The sequence below is a fragment of the Salinispora pacifica CNR114 genome (genome assembly GCF_000514775.1).
GTDB classification, from domain to species: domain Bacteria; phylum Actinomycetota; class Actinomycetes; order Mycobacteriales; family Micromonosporaceae; genus Micromonospora; species Micromonospora pacifica.
On the sequence record NZ_AZWO01000005.1, the window covers coordinates 203,793 to 217,804 of the forward strand.

General features: G+C 67.3%; 15 protein-coding genes and 1 pseudogene. 8 read left to right on the forward strand and 8 right to left on the reverse strand.

The window, feature by feature from the left end; all coding sequences use genetic code 11:
* Window positions 1-3: 3 nt before the first annotated feature.
* Window positions 4-504 carry a P-loop nucleotide/nucleoside kinase family protein gene (locus B118_RS0104475; RefSeq protein WP_202902321.1) on the forward strand — a complete coding sequence of 167 codons (501 nt, stop codon included), beginning with the start codon at window positions 4-6 and terminating at the stop codon, window positions 502-504.
* Here the strand turns inward: B118_RS0104475 and B118_RS0104480 are convergent.
* The 4 genes from B118_RS0104480 to B118_RS0104495 are packed head-to-tail and all read right to left on the reverse strand — an operon-like array spanning window position 441 to window position 4,493.
* Complete coding sequence (locus B118_RS0104480) at window positions 441-1,346, reverse strand: glycosyltransferase family protein (protein WP_028192430.1); 906 nt, start codon at window positions 1,344-1,346, stop codon at window positions 441-443. The genes B118_RS0104475 and B118_RS0104480 overlap by 64 nt on opposite strands.
* On the reverse strand, window positions 1,343-2,614 hold the full coding sequence (locus tag B118_RS27905) for a glycosyltransferase family protein (protein WP_050592780.1): 1,272 nt from the start codon (window positions 2,612-2,614) through the stop codon (window positions 1,343-1,345). The genes B118_RS0104480 and B118_RS27905 overlap by 4 nt, the downstream gene beginning before the upstream one ends.
* Window positions 2,581-3,273, reverse strand: coding sequence for a hypothetical protein (locus tag B118_RS0104490; RefSeq protein WP_028192431.1), 693 nt, complete (start codon window positions 3,271-3,273; stop codon window positions 2,581-2,583). The genes B118_RS27905 and B118_RS0104490 overlap by 34 nt, the downstream gene beginning before the upstream one ends.
* Window positions 3,270-4,493: a glycosyltransferase family protein gene (locus B118_RS0104495; RefSeq protein ID WP_202902322.1), complete on the reverse strand. Its 1,224-nt coding sequence runs from the start codon at window positions 4,491-4,493 to the stop codon at window positions 3,270-3,272. Before B118_RS0104495 ends, B118_RS0104490 begins: the two co-directional genes overlap by 4 nt.
* 1,046 nt (window positions 4,494-5,539) lie before the next feature.
* Here B118_RS0104495 and B118_RS31550 point away from each other — a divergent pair.
* The 3 genes from B118_RS31550 (at window position 5,540) to B118_RS29875 (ending at window position 7,589) form a co-directional block, all read left to right on the forward strand.
* On the forward strand, window positions 5,540-5,851 hold the full coding sequence (locus B118_RS31550) for a hypothetical protein (RefSeq protein WP_155256535.1): 312 nt from the start codon (window positions 5,540-5,542) through the stop codon (window positions 5,849-5,851).
* 669 nt (window positions 5,852-6,520) lie between these two features.
* Window positions 6,521-7,399 carry a helix-turn-helix domain-containing protein gene (locus tag B118_RS0104505; protein WP_028192433.1) on the forward strand — a complete coding sequence of 293 codons (879 nt, stop codon included), beginning with the start codon at window positions 6,521-6,523 and terminating at the stop codon, window positions 7,397-7,399.
* Complete coding sequence (locus tag B118_RS29875; RefSeq protein WP_080678021.1) at window positions 7,386-7,589, forward strand: DUF397 domain-containing protein; 204 nt, start codon at window positions 7,386-7,388, stop codon at window positions 7,587-7,589. The genes B118_RS0104505 and B118_RS29875 overlap by 14 nt, the downstream gene beginning before the upstream one ends.
* A 111-nt stretch (window positions 7,590-7,700) precedes the next feature.
* Here B118_RS29875 and B118_RS0104510 read toward each other — a convergent pair whose 3' ends face one another.
* On the reverse strand, window positions 7,701-7,901 hold the full coding sequence (locus B118_RS0104510; protein ID WP_028192434.1) for a DUF397 domain-containing protein: 201 nt from the start codon (window positions 7,899-7,901) through the stop codon (window positions 7,701-7,703).
* 112 nt (window positions 7,902-8,013) lie between these two features.
* Here B118_RS0104510 and B118_RS0104515 point away from each other — a divergent pair, with 112 nt between their 5' ends.
* Together B118_RS0104515 and B118_RS0104520 are read left to right on the forward strand one after the other, a co-directional pair.
* Window positions 8,014-8,550, forward strand: a complete 537-nt coding sequence (locus tag B118_RS0104515; protein WP_043540995.1) for a DUF6879 family protein — start codon at window positions 8,014-8,016, stop codon at window positions 8,548-8,550.
* Window positions 8,544-9,401, forward strand: a complete 858-nt coding sequence (locus B118_RS0104520; protein WP_238323858.1) for a helix-turn-helix domain-containing protein — start codon at window positions 8,544-8,546, stop codon at window positions 9,399-9,401. Before B118_RS0104515 ends, B118_RS0104520 begins: the two co-directional genes overlap by 7 nt.
* Window positions 9,402-9,543: 142 nt before the next feature.
* On the opposite strand, the gene B118_RS27915 is transcribed toward B118_RS0104520, so the two are convergent.
* The 3 genes and pseudogenes from B118_RS27915 to B118_RS0104535 form a co-directional block, all read right to left on the reverse strand.
* Window positions 9,544-10,395: a DUF2637 domain-containing protein gene (locus tag B118_RS27915; RefSeq protein ID WP_080678022.1), complete on the reverse strand. Its 852-nt coding sequence runs from the start codon at window positions 10,393-10,395 to the stop codon at window positions 9,544-9,546.
* Window positions 10,396-10,565: 170 nt separating this feature from the next.
* Window positions 10,566-11,240, reverse strand: a pseudogene (locus tag B118_RS27920) (magnesium chelatase domain-containing protein); the annotation flags it as partial.
* A gap of 15 nt (window positions 11,241-11,255) precedes the next feature.
* Window positions 11,256-11,612 carry a YraN family protein gene (locus tag B118_RS0104535; protein WP_018220714.1) on the reverse strand — a complete coding sequence of 119 codons (357 nt, stop codon included), beginning with the start codon at window positions 11,610-11,612 and terminating at the stop codon, window positions 11,256-11,258.
* A 246-nt stretch (window positions 11,613-11,858) separates the two neighbouring features.
* Here B118_RS0104535 and B118_RS0104540 point away from each other — a divergent pair, with 246 nt between their 5' ends.
* Together B118_RS0104540 and rpsB are read left to right on the forward strand one after the other, a co-directional pair.
* Window positions 11,859-12,794 carry a hypothetical protein gene (locus tag B118_RS0104540; RefSeq protein WP_018820688.1) on the forward strand — a complete coding sequence of 312 codons (936 nt, stop codon included), beginning with the start codon at window positions 11,859-11,861 and terminating at the stop codon, window positions 12,792-12,794.
* Window positions 12,795-13,103: 309 nt separating this feature from the next.
* Window positions 13,104-13,991 (forward strand): 30S ribosomal protein S2, encoded by an 888-nt coding sequence (gene rpsB, locus B118_RS0104545; protein WP_028192437.1) that lies wholly within the window; start codon window positions 13,104-13,106, stop codon window positions 13,989-13,991.
* Window positions 13,992-14,012: the final 21 nt, after the last annotated feature.

A 14,012-nucleotide genomic window follows, 5' to 3' on the forward strand; every position in this document is an offset into this window, starting at 1 on the left:
CGGGTGAGTGAGCCGGTGCCGGTGGCGTTCTTCCTGGTGGGTCTAACCGGTTCGGGTAAGACCACGTACGCGAGGCGGGTGTTAGAGCCGGCGGGGGCGGTGCGGTTGTCGGTGGACGAGGAGGTCTTCGCCCGACATGGCCGGTACGGGGTCGACTATCCGGAGTACGAGTACTTCGAGCGGGAGGCACCGGTCGTGGCCGAGGTGCGGGACCGGCTGGTGGGGCTGGTGTCCGAGGGGCGTGACGTGGTGCTCGATCATGGGTTGTGGCGTCGGGCGGATCGGGACGCATGGAAGAAGTTGGTGGAGACGGCCGGGGGCCAGTGGCGGCTGCTGTACTTCCCGGTCCACCGGGATGAGTTGCTTCGTCGCCTGACGGCTCGTAACCGTGAGGGGCACGCTAACGCGCTGGCGGTGACTGAGAGCGCGCTCGATGACTTCTACGCCCGGTTTGACCTGCCGGACGGTGAGGGTGAGGAGATCGTGTCGGTCGGTTCGTTCTGAGGCGGGGGCCGCCAGGCATCGATGATGTGGGCCGCCTCTTGCGCCCACCAGGCCGGTAGCGCATTGATGGTCACCGGGCGCATCCGAAGGGTAGGAGAGTCGACGGCGATGCGGCCATCGTGTCGGGCGAGGTGATCGAGCAGCTTCCGGGATTCCCGTAGCAGAGCCGTACTACTGCTACGCCAACTGCCGTCCGCGAGGTGGGTTACGCGCTGCTGGAGGTAGGCGTCGACCCCGTGACGCCACTTGAAGTGATGGACCACGACCGATGGTCGGTTGGCTGGCCGGCGTCCGGGGGCGCGGTGGTTGCCGCTGGAGACCGGGACCGTGGAGTGCGCCAAGACGATCTTTCGCGGGTCACCGCGCAGTAGGTAGTGGGTGAGGAACCCGCCGAGCGGGTAGGTGCGGTCGAGGCCCTGTTGCGGGGTCCACGGCCGGAGTTGGCCGTCTGTAGCGATCCGGTCGAGCATTAAGCCGCCGACCGTGCCGGTGCCGGCGCTGGCCGCTTCGTGCAGGGTGTCGATCAGGCCGTTTGGGTAGGTGTGAAACTCATCGGTGTCGGCGAGCAGGTGCCAGCCGGGGCCAGCGAGGCCCCGTAGCTCGTCGCGGAGGTGGGTGTTGGTGTACTCGTGCCAGGGGCCGACGTTGACCAGGGCGGGACTGATGCCGAGGCTGCCACAGGTGTCGAGAAGCTGGACGCGTTCGTTGTCACTGGTGTCGTCGGGGAAGTGGAAAGCGAGAAGAAACCGGTGCACGCCGTGGGCGCGGTAGTGCCGGACGAAGGCGGTGAGTAGGTCTGGTTCAACCGGCCCGATGACGGCAATCAGAGGTGGGATCGTCATGGTTTCGAATCCACTTCGATGTTGGTGGATAGGTCGGTCCAGAACGCGAGCGTGGCCGCTGCGGTGGGCAGGCCGAGGTGGGCTGCCTCGCCAGGCGCTGGGCGTGGCAGCGGCCGGCGGGTCGTGTCGGTGATCGCTGCGGCGAGGTCATCAGGGTCGGCGGTGCGAAACAGGCGCACCCACTGCCGGTTACCGAGTAGGTTGGTCGTGGCCGGATCGTGGTCGGACAACAGCAGCGGCACGCCGAGGACCGCGCAGTCGGCGATGAGGCCGCTTTCCTTGCCGACGCCGGCTCGGCGGGCCACGATCGCGGCGTCGGCGGCGGCGTAGACGCGGCGGACGTGCCAGCGAGGTGCCGCGCCGGCAAACGTGTGCACCCGGCCATCCACGGCGGCGGCGAGATCACGCAGCAGCATCGGATCGACGGGGTGCCCGGCGACGAGCACACAGACCGGACGGGTCAGCCGGGCCAGGGCCGCCGTGACGGTGGCGATGTCCTTGTGCGGCCACCACCCGCCGACCAGGGCAAGCGCTGCGTCGTCGGACCGGAGCCCGAAGTCAGCCCTGGCCGCAGCGCGATCAGCGTCAGTGAGGCGTGGCTCGGCATCTGCCAGCGCGAACGGCCACATTCCGACCGGCAGCCCGGGGAACAGGTGCGCCAAGCGTGCCCGGACCGCCTCAGTGGGACATACCACGCGAACCTGGTCGAGGCTGACGGACACGAGCCTGCCGATGAGGCGTAGGGCTCGGTCCTCGGTCGTGGGAATTTCGTGTACCACTCGGATGTGGGCCGTGCCGGACAGTGCGGCGGCGAGGATGTGCAACGCGCCGCTGGCCGACAGCACCACCACAACCCGTCTGCCGGTCTGGATACGACGGGTACCAGTCCGCAGCGCGGCCGCTTCGGCCAGACACCGGGCGAGAGCGCCGATCTGGTGCGGCAGCCGGCGGTGTCGTGCCAGCCGGCCCGCGAGCCGGCTGGCACGACCGAGCAGCCGGCTGGCCGCCCATAGCGAACGCTCGGTGGGCTCGCGGCCGACGCACCCGATAACGTCTGCTCTCGCGCGGTGGAAAGCGACGCGGGCGGTCGGCTCGATCCCGCCGAGGGCGACGACCGTGCATGGGCGTCCCTCAGCAGCGCACTGCTGGGCTAGGCGGATAGCAGCCTGGAACCAGTGCCCGCCGACCGAGCCGGCCGCCGGTTCGATGAGCACCAACGGCGCGGCGGTGGCGGTCATCGGCTGGCGGCGTAGCGCTGCGCGAGCCACGCCGGGTCGTTGAGGTTCTGCCACATGCTGTCATCGGGCGGAGTGTTGGTGGCGAACGTCACCCCGGCCCGCGCGCCTCTGATCGCGTCCTCGGCATAAAGGCCGGTGCCGGTGAGGGTCCACACTTCCAGGCGGGCCTGCGCTTCGGTGCTGGTGGTGCCGTACTCGCAGCCTCGGGCGAGCATTGCGCACTCCCGGAACCCGGCCCGCCAGGCGTGCCATGCCGACTGGTTGAACCGGGTCCGGCCCACGATGCCCGGGGCGAACTCGATCCTTCCCGGCAGGCCGGCAAGGACGTCAACAACGTCGTCTCGAATGTCGCGCAGGGCTTGCCGGCGGCACAACTTGAGACCCCCGTGGCCATAGACGAGACCATTGACGGCGTTAACCGTGCGCCATACCCGCATCGACACCCCCTCTTTGAGGGTGTCTACCTCCGAGGGGTTGAAGTCGGCCGAGACCTCTAAGTCAGCGTCGGCAATGAACAAGAAGTCGCTGTCGACAATCTCAGCGGTCAGTTGGTAGGCGCGGCGCATCCCATGAACGCCGTGTAGCCGCTTCACCCGCCCAAATGTGTCGCTGAGTCGGTCGTACAACGCATCGGCGAGCGGTTCATCGTAGGAGAGAAACACCACGTCGAACGGCGAGGAGTGCGTCATTGTGTGATCGCCTTCAAATAAGCGGTTGCGACGACATCGGGGGCCAGGCCGGCGGTCGAGCGCACCGCCCGATCGGCGGCTGCGGCAGCGAAGACGGGGTCCGTCACCAGACGCCGCACGATCGCCACAGCCTCGGCAGGAGCATCGAACGTCAACTCCGGATCGCCGATCTCGCCCAGCCAGCCCAACCGACGGGTCAGCAGAGGCAAGCCCATGGATAGGCAGTCGACCACGGACATCGACCAAATAGTGCCCGGCCTAAAAGGGGCGAATGCGAAGGTGGCTCCGGCGAGCAGCTGCCAATAGCGCTGACGCTCGACAGAATCGGCAACAATCTCGACGTTGTCCAGAGCGCCGAGTCGAGCCAAGTAGCGCTCCGGGCTGTCATCGAGTCGAATCCGGTCTGGCCGGCGCTGACCGAGAAGGTCGGTGACCCGCAGCCGGGCACGAACACCCGAGGCGGCCATTTGCCGCGCCACCTCAAGGAACTGCCCAGTGCCGTAGTGCTCGTACAAGCGGTGGTTGTAAATACCAACGGGCAGCCCCGGATCGGGCAGCTCGCCCGTCCTACGGACAAGGTTCGGGTCTGCTGGCGCCGGTACGATCCGCACACGGTCGCCCAGATCCAGACCGAGCCTGCCCGCGGTCTCGGTCACCCACCTCTCGGCGGTAACCGAATGAACCATCACCCGGTCGCAGGCCATAAGCCCGGCGAAGAACGACAGCAATACAGGATGCCCGAGACCAGCGTCATTCAGCGACGGGTCCAAGCGCAGGTGACCTGCTGGGTCGAGGTGGAACGGCAAGTAGTGGCAGTAGCCGGCCAGCCGTGCATCGACGCCGGCCTCCAGCATCGCCGCCCGCACGCCTGGCGCGGCCTCGATTTGGTTGGCAACGATGACCTCCGGGCAGGCACGCCGCAGCAACCCGGCGCACGCGTCGACATCGAACGCGAACCGCGCCCGGTACTTCGTCGTAGGCGTAGGCACCTCGATGTGACCGGCCCGAGGATCGGAGATACCTACTGGCCCTGCGACCGTGAACCGAACGCCCTTGTCGAGTAACGCCGGCGCGAGGATATCCGCGAACAGTAGTCCTGAGTCAGCCGACAGCCGTCCCGGGTTGGTCACGTTGAGTAGATACAACAGCGACAGCCCTGCCGCCGGCGCCTCGACCGGGACAGTCCGTTCTTCCGGCGACTCACGTGCCGATGCCCGCACTCCCGACTTGTAGTCGCGACGGTGTAGCTGGGCGAGTGTCGTAGGGTAAGGCATCAAGTTCTCCCTAGAGGGGTGGCGGAATCGAACAACTAACCCGATGGCCGGTTCGTGTCTTTATGAACCGCTATCGGACTGCGTGATACATCGGTTGCGGCGCAAGCGAGATCAACCGTCTTTGCTTGCACCGAACGCGCTATTGCCGGCCGTCACTGCTCCCGCTCGTAGAGCAAGCCCTCGGCGTCCAACGGCATACCGCGCCCGCCGACCGCGAAGCCGAACGGTTCCGACTGGGTACGCCCGAGATCTGGCTCCAGTGCCGGGGCCAGATCGGGCTCCCGAGCCTGAGCGGCTACCGGTCCGGCAGATGCTGGAAGGCCGCGCCGGGCGTCATACGAGCGAGGGTCTTCCCCAGACGCCGCGATAGCCGAGGCAGCGAACGTCCGAACCAGACACGGCGTTGAACTGCCACACCTTGCGCACACCCCGGCCGCAGTGCCGTGATGGCCTTGGTACAACTCCACGGCTGTCGCATGAGTCGGGGTGCCGCGTAGTGTGGGAATCGGTTGGTGCATCGCGGCCCCCTCTTGTCGCGGCCATTGGTGGTTGTCAGGGCGCTGGGCGTGTCCGGCCCGCTTCTGTATCTGGGTGACGGCGGACCTGCCTGCCGTTTCTCGGCGTTGGAGCGCACGAGACGTGGTGAAGTCAGGAAAGACGAGAGGTAGCCGGAACCGGGCCTTGGAGTCGGTGTCGGCGAGCGTGAGCACTTGATCCAACACCGCCTGCGCCGCGAGCCTCGGTGGCGCAGGCGCGGTTCGATACTCCCAGTCGGAGACGGTCGCCCGGGTCACGCCGAGGTAGTCGGTGAACGCGTGTACAGCCATCCGCAACACCCCGCGTAACGCGCGGACCTCCCGTCCGGTCCACCGGCCGACGACTGCCGGCCCGCACCCACACGCGACCGAACACGTCGCCACCTCGGAGGTGGGCGGGGCCTGTGGCACCGCTAGTTGCTTGCGCTCTTGGTCACTCGCTCGATCCCTCTGTGTTTGAAGGTCCCGCACAAGCACGTTCACCTGGCCGAATACGGTCAGCAAGGCTCCGCCTGTGCCGAGGGCCGCATGAGTGCTATGCCAGAACTGGCGGGTGGTGTTGTCCCGAACCTGGACGTTGGTGATCTGGCTTCGGGAGTAGCGGATGAGCTTGGCAGATTCGACCTGTTCCAGTCCGGCGATGACACACCGTTCCGTCAGATAGCGGCCGAGGTCTTTGCTCGCGCGCAGGCCCGCTCGGCGCTCGGCCGCCATCGCGGTCGGCACGTCAAGCTCGCCGTCCGTGTCGGCAGCCAACCAGAGACATGAAAGCTCTGGGCGGGGTCCAGGCTCACGGTGTAGTCGAGGATCGGAGAGCCACATCGTTTCCGACACCACCCGGATCACGTCGCACCGAACCAGGGTTGGCGTCCCGTAACGCGGCGTGCGCCGATCAGTTCCGGCCGCGTCAACCCTGGCCGACGTCGAGGCAACCGGCAGAAACTGGTGAATACCGACGCAGCTGTTTCCCGTCGCTGGCACGGCCCGAGCACGCCACACTCCAGGCAACGGCCGTCGGAACTGGACGTCACATGTTTGTCCAGCACGTCTTGCGCGATCACCAACTGGTCGTTGCCGGAGTACGTCCTCACGGCGCCCCGCCTCCGGTCGCCAGATCCGATGCCTGCCGTTTCGATGTCCAAACATTGGACGGATCCTGCGACGCCTCGGCATGCAGGCAGTGCGCCGCGCTAATCGTCGCGCCGCATCCCGGACACCACCGTTGCGCGCGTCTGAACAGAGCGAACCCTGCCGCGAAGCCCACTAGCAGCGCCGTACACACCGCGATCCCAGCTAGGAAACTCACCGTGCACCTCCCCGACGTGTCGAGTGCCGACGGCCGACATCGTCGACCGACGACCATCTAGTCTTAGGCTTTTCCTAGTCTTACAGGTCGGACTAGATCCAGACAAGTTGTGTGACCGATGTTCTTCGGGGATGTGGCATGCTGTCTTCGTGCCCAACTGGCCTACCCTGAGACGCAGGCGGCTCGCGCGCGAGCTGAACAACTTGCGTGAGTCCATCGACATGACGATCGAGGAAGCTGCGGCGAGCGCCGGGATCTCCCCGTCTCACCTTTCACGTGTGGAGCGTGCACTCGTCGGCGTTCGGGTGCCGGCCGTGCGGGCGCTGCTGGCGACATACGGCGCGAGCGCCTCAATGACGGCCAGCCTGCTGGAGGTGGCCCAGGCGTCCGCGCAGCGTGGCTGGTGGCATCGATACGCAGGCAGCATCCCCGATGAGTACGCGACCTACATCGGATTTGAGTCCGATGCCGCCCGGATCTGGAATTTCGAGTTGATCTCGATTCCCGGTCTGATGCAGACCGAGGGGTACACCCGTTCAATCCTCCAACGTGGAGTCGCCCGCCTAACGGATGGGGAGATAGAGCGGCGCATCGAGGTTCGCATGCGTCGACAGGCGTTACTGTATCGCGAGGATCCTCCAACGCTGTGGGTTGTCCTCGACGAGGCCGCTATCCGTAGACAGGTTGGCGGTGCCGAAACGATGGCCGAGCAGATGGGCCACCTTGCAACCATCGCGGTTCTGCCGCACGTGGATGTTCAGATCGTTCCGTTCGGAGCAGGAGCCCATCCCGGTGCGCCTGGAGGGTTCGTCATCCTCAGATTTGCCGATCCGGCCGATCGGGACGTTGTCTACATCGAGACTATGGCCGGCGATCTCTATCCTGAAGGTGACGCCGACGTTCAGGGTGCGGCCCTAGCGTTTGATCGACTGAGGGCGATGGCACTCAGCCCGGATGACTCGGCGTCGATAATCCGGAACGCTGCAGAGGAGTTTCATGATCGACTTTAGCTGTGCGACGTGGCGGAAGAGCACCAGAACGCAGCAAAGTGGCCAATGCGTCGAGATGGCAAGAGTTGGAGAGGTCATCGGCATGCGGGACTCCAAGGACCCGAATGGCCCGGTGCTGGCGTTTGCGACCGAGGAGTTCGCCGCATTTCTCGAAGGTGTGGCAAGGGGCGAATTTGGCAACCTTCCCTAGAGCGGCCAGCTCGGCCGACAAGAGCAGCTTGCGAGCTGAGACGCCCGACTCGGAGAATTCTCCGGGTCGGGCGTTCCCGCTCTCGCTACGAGCGCGTGGCTGGTGAATCGATCACAGGTTGTCGAACTCGTCATGGTTGGCGCCCCGAAGGAACGCTTGCCATTCCGAACGCGAAAAGCGGAGCATCGCGCCTTCGGGGTTCTTTGAGTCCCGTACGGCGACACCGTCACACAGTGAGGCGACCTCCACGCAGTCACCGTTGAGGCTCTCCGAACTCTTGCGCCAGACCAGGCGTCCGGGAACGTCCGGCATGTTGACTCCCTTCGTTGTGTAGCTTGAGACTCCCACAGGGCGCCCCACGGCGACTAGTCTCTTTCCTCGACTAGACTTGATCGGAAGGTGGCGGACAGAACGGGACAATCTGATGCAGATGGATGAGCTTCAACGCAGGCTGCGCGTGGCCAAACGATCGGTGTTCCGGCTCGAAACGCTCAGGTCGTACACCGCCCCAGGCGAGGCCGACCTGTTGCGCGACTTTCATGCGGGACGCCCGCTGCCGCCACGCGGACCGGAGACTGATCCATGGCTACGGATGGTGGCCGACAGTGTGCAGGCGGGCAGGAGTTGGAGCCGGGTCCATGTGCTGGACCGCCCGCTGTCGGACTACCTGCGATTCGAACTGTTGGGCTATCAGGGCAACGTCGCGGCTGGGGAGGACGTTCGTATCGCTGACCGGGCGACGATCCCCGAGGCGCTGGGTGCGTCGAGGCAGGATTTTTGGCTGCTCGATGACGAACTTGCCGTGGTCATCGACTATGACGGGGAAGGCAAACGTCTCGCCATGAGGCCACGCAGCGCTGTTGGAGCCCTCATCGAACAGCGGAACCTCGCGATTCGGCATTCGATCCCGCTTCTAGACTACCTGCCGATGGTCCAGGACGAGTTGCGTAGATCATGGTGAGCCCATCCGCGGATGACCGGGCGACGCTCGTCACCAGACTGCGTGAACTCCGCGAGGACGCGGGTCTGTCGACCACGCGACTCGCCGCGGAGTTGGGCTGGTCGCAATCCAAGGTCTCGAAGATCGAAAACCGCCGTACGAAACCGTCCGTTGACGACGTCCGGGCGTGGTTGGCCGCCACGGGCGCCACTGCCGAGGTCACCGCCGAACTGACGGACGTCGCGGAGTCCATCCAGGTGGCATCGATTATCTGGGATCGGACGCTGACCGGCGGGCGCGCGGCGCACCAACGCAGCATCGGTCGTACTCTCGCCGAGGCCACGCGGATGCAGGTCTTCCAACACGCCGCCGTACCCGGACTTCTCCAGACCGCCAAGTATGCCAGCAGCGTCCTTGCCCTTGCCGACGTGTTCGGCGTAGGAGACACCGCACGGGCAGCGGCGGCGCGAGTGGAGCGACAGGCGGCGCTGTACGAGAAGGGCCGGCAGTTCGACTTTCTCATCTCAGAAGCCGCACTGCGATTCTGCCCAGTGCCCCACGACGCGCTTGCCGCGCAGTACGACAAAATCCTGTCAGTCGCCACCCTGCCCGGAGTCAGCTTATCGATCTTGCCGATTGGCGTCCGCCCCTCGGCGGTCCACGCGCACCCCTTTGTGCTCTACACCCTGCCTGACGGCTCCCAACTCGCGACGATCGAGACCTACACCCGCGAGCTGACCCTGACCGATCCCGAAGAGATCCGGGTCTACTCGCGGGTATACGACGCGCTACGCGCCGACTCGGTTGCTGGCGAGCAGGCCCGCCACCTGTTGAACGCCATGCGGACCGAAGCCTTGGGCTCGGTGGAGTAGCGCGGCTGGTGACGGCAAGACCCGGGCAGATCGACCGGGCCTCGTCTATCTACCCGGCCCGAGACCGGCGGATGTCCACACTGACCCACGGACGTTCACCGCTTCGTGTGTTGACAACCAAGCTCGCCCTTCCACGGCGGCTTCAAGGGCCTTCGTCTGTGCGTCCGATTGTCCCGTCGGACCGGCCATCGCCCCCGACACCCAGTGAAACGTCCTCTGCCTTGATGATCTTTAGCAGCAGTGATGCGCGTTCGTTGGACACGCCGTGCCCGTCGGCGCGCATCGTGTCGGCCAACCTGTCCCGCGACAGCGAGCATCCCGTAGCCGTCACTGCCGCGCGGGCGGCCCGTGCGGCCGGGAGTAGGTGCGCCACTGTGCGCACGTCCACCGGCACGGGTTGGGAGGCTGGGTCGCTCTCCCGCCCCGAGATGAGCCCGGCAGTCCGACCCGCCCCACTAGTCGCGGACGGGCCGGTGAGACCGGTCCGCGAGCCCGGTATCGGTCCGGACAGCGGTCCGCTGTCCGGACCGGTCTGCGGGACCGTCGCGGGGGCGAGCGGACAATTAGCGGACGGCCGCTGACCTTCTGGGACCGTCTGCTGATTGACTTCGCGATGGTCGATCATTCCGAATAGCAGTTTGACCGAGATGAGCATCGACAGCGCTGGCCACCCCGCGAGGGCCTTGCCGATAGGGTCGTGGCCACCTACGGCGATGTTCGCGGCGAAGCTAGCCACGGTGCCGACCACGAGCGCGAACCAGGGAATCCACCCAGTCGGGCGTCCCGCGCGGCGCTGCGCCACAAGGTACAGGCTCGCTACAATCTCCAGCCCGTCCACACTGACTGGGAAGGCATACGCCTTCCAGCCCCCCTGACCGTGCTCGACGGCGAGTTCAGTCATGTGCGAGAACGAGATCGCCCCCGCCACGATCGCCAGCCCGGCCACGGTCAACCAGGTCAGTACATGAATCACGCTGTCAGTACGGTTACTCATCGGGCCGCCCCTCGGTAGAGGGGACGGGCGGCACCACGAACAACCAGGCCAGACCGGCGGCAGGAACCGTGCACGCGGTGGCTGCATGAAGTTGGCAGCAGCTAACGGCAGTTAATACCTGGAATATTCGGGCATTCGGTCCGGAATAATGTGTGTCACATTGTGGGATTGGTCTTGCCGGCGCCGGGTGGGCCGAGTAGGGCGAGGTGGTGGCCGCCGGCGGCGGCGATCTCCAGGGCCCGCCGGCCCAGGCTCTGGCCGGCGATGTCGGCCAGGTCGAGGGTGGGGGTGGGGTCCGCCGGGGTGGCCGGGGGCGGCTGCGGCAGCGGGGTGCCCTCGGTGAGGAAGGCGGCCAACTGGCGGAGGCTGCGGACGGCGTGGACCTGGATGCTGGGGATCATGCCCGCCTCGGTGGCGTTGTCGAGGGGAACGACCACCCGGTGGTGCCCGGCGCGGGCCGCCGCGGCGACCATGGGTAGGGCACCGCGGACGGGGCGGACGGTGCCGTCCAGGCCCAGCTCACCGAGGAGCACCACCTGATCCAGGGGGGCCAGGGGTAGCTCCCCGGCGCTGCCCAGCACCGCTACCGCGATCGCGAGGTCGAGGCTGGAGCCGTGTTTGGGCAGGGTGGCGGGGAGCAGGTTGATGGTGATCCGGCGGTTGGGCCAGGCCCGACCGGAGTTGACCACTGCGGCGCGGACGCGGTCGCGCGCTTCGTGTAGGGCGGTGTCCGGTAGGCCGGTGATCGCCACGGTGGGCAGGCCGGGGGCGAGGTCGGCTTCGACCTGCAGCACATGCCCGGTGACGCCGACCAGGCCGACGCAGCGGACCCGGGCGTAGCTCATCGGTGTGCTCTCATGTCAGAACGCACCTTTCAGGTGCTCGATGCGAGGACTACCACCGGTGAGGCGGATGGAGAGCACGTCGAAGCGGACCTCGTCGGCCCGGGTGCCGGTCTCGGCGAGCCAGCGGGCGGCGAGGAGGCGTAGCCGGCGGGCCTTGGCGTCGGTTACGGCTGCGGTGGGGGTGCCGAAGGTGTCGGTGCGCCGGGTCTTGACCTCGCAGATGGCGAGGACCGGGCCGTCCCAGGCGATGATGTCGATCTCGCCGTGCGGGCAGCGCCAGTTGCGGGCCACCGGCCGTAGCCCGGCAGTGATCAGGTGTCGGAGGGCGCAGCGCTCCCCGTATGCGCCCACCGACTGGTTGTGTCTGCTCATACCCGGCACGGTGCCGGGGCTGGCTCCGGGGCGTGGGTTGGGGGCGCGGGCCTGTGGACGACGAGCCCACCTGTGGACGAACGGACGATCAAGCTCTCGCCGTGCTAGGGACATCGCCTTCGGCGTCGCGATCGTGGCCTCCAACCGGCGTGCTGGTGGACCGGACCACCTCGATGAGCACGGGGAGTGATGTCCAGATAATCAAGGTTGGTGGGGTTGGTGCAGGCCGAGGGGATGACCCGGCGAATGGCGTCCGCGCGGTCGGTCGCATACGGTGCCGACGTGGACGGACGACGGAGTTTCACTGAAGATCAGGAGTCGCGTTGGCACCCCGGTGACCGGGAGCGGGGTTATGGGGAGCCGACATGGCGGGGGGAGAGCCGCTACGGCGAGGAGGAACTCCGGGGCCCCGAGCAGGGTGGTGGGGGCCACCGGTACGACGGCTTTGGCGACGGGCGGGCCGGGCTCGTCAAACCGGAGGACTCCGGTGCGTTTCGGATCAGCGAGGACGACTCCGGACGTTTCAGCGCCACGGGAGCGTACGGCGACGCTCGGTCCGAGACCGAGGGCTACCGGGCGAGCCGCTCCCGGTGGGCCGAGACGGACCCGGAGAGCACCGGTGATGCCACCGCTGACCGGCCGGGGCGGCGCTCACGGGAGGCACGTGACCAACTCTCGGCCTCCAGCGCGGACGTGTTCGGTGCGGCCGGCCCGGTCGCCGAGCCGGGGCGGCCGAGCGCGTTGGGCGGGTACCCGATCGTGGAGTCGAACCGCCCAACCGAGGAGCCGGTGAACCCACTGGAGCTGCCGACCGGCCCGATGCCGCCGGTCGGGCCGCGTGGTGACCTGTCGCCGGCAGCGACGCCGGCGCCCCCGGCGGGTGACGGTGTCTATCGGACGCGCCGCCCGGCGTTGGCGGTGATCTTCGCCGTCCTGGTGCTGGCCTTCGAGGTGCCGGCACTGCTGGTGCTGCTGGACGGGTTGTCCGGGGAGTTGGTGGCGGCGAACGTGCTGGCCGGGATGTTCCTTGTCGGCGGAGCGCCGCTCTTCGCCGTTGGCCTGTACGGGCTGCGTGCGGGTGGGTTGTCGTTGCCGGATGGTCGCGGTTGGCTGCGTCCGCCGACGGCCTGTCTCACCGCCGGCCTGGTGCTCTTCGTGGCGGCGGCGCTCGCGGTCGGCTGATCTGCCCGGTCGGGGCTGGCCAATCCTGGTCGGCCGGTCGGCCAACTCCGGTCCGGCGGCTGCTGGGGCCCATGACAATCCCGGCGTTGCGGCCCTTACTCCCGAAGGCGGGGTTTGTGGGAGGTGGCGTACACTGGTCGACTGGCGACCGCCTTGCGCGGTCGACCTCGCGCGCCCTCTCCGCGGCTTGCCGTGGGGCGGCGGCTCCCTGGTCCCGACCGCTGGGTCGGGCCCACCACGGCCGACGACCGGGCGCCAGGCCGCCCAGCCGCCGGCCGGGCGGAACAACCAGGGATGCAAGGAGTAACCATGGCCGTCGTGACCATGCGTCAGCTGCTCGAAAGCGGTGTCCACTTCGGGCACCAGACCCGGCGCTGGAACCCGAAGATGAAGCGCTTCATCTTCACCGAGCGCAACGGTATCTACATCATCGACCTGCGCCAGACCCTCGACTACATCGAGAAGGCGTACGAGTTCGTGCGCGGGACGGTCGCCGAGGGGGGCAGCATCCTCTTCGTCGGGACCAAGAAGCAGGCGCAGGAGGCGATCGCCGAGCAGGCGACCCGGGTTGGTCAGCCGTACGTCAACCACCGCTGGCTCGGCGGCATGCTGACCAACTTCCAGACGGTGTACAAGCGGCTCCAGCGGATGAAGGAGCTGGAGGCCCTCGGTGACCTGAGCGGCACCGCAGCCGGCTACACCAAGAAGGAGACGCTGCAGCTCAACCGGGAGAAGGGGAAGCTGTCGCGTACCCTCGGGGGCCTGCGGGACATGCAGAAGCTCCCGGCCGCGATCTGGGTGGTCGACACGAAGAAGGAGCACATCGCCGTTGACGAGGCCCGCAAGCTGGGCATTCCGGTCATCGCGGTGCTCGACACCAACTGCGACCCGGACGAGGTTGACTACCCGATCCCGGGTAACGACGACGCGATCCGCTCGGCGGAGCTGCTGACCAAGGTTGTGGCCGCCGCTGTCGCCGACGGCCTGATCGCCCGTTCCGGCCGCCGTCGGGGCACCGACGAGAAGCCGGAGGCGGGGGTCGCCGCCGACGAGCCGCTGGCCGAGTGGGAGCGCGAGCTGCTCGAGGAGCCGAAGAAGAGCGACGAGCAGCCGGCGAAGGCTGAAGAGCAGCCGGCGAAGGCTGAAGAGCAGCCGGCAAAGGCTGAGGAGCAGCCGGCGGCGGCCGCCGCGGAGTGACCGCCCGCCCGCCCCGGCCGT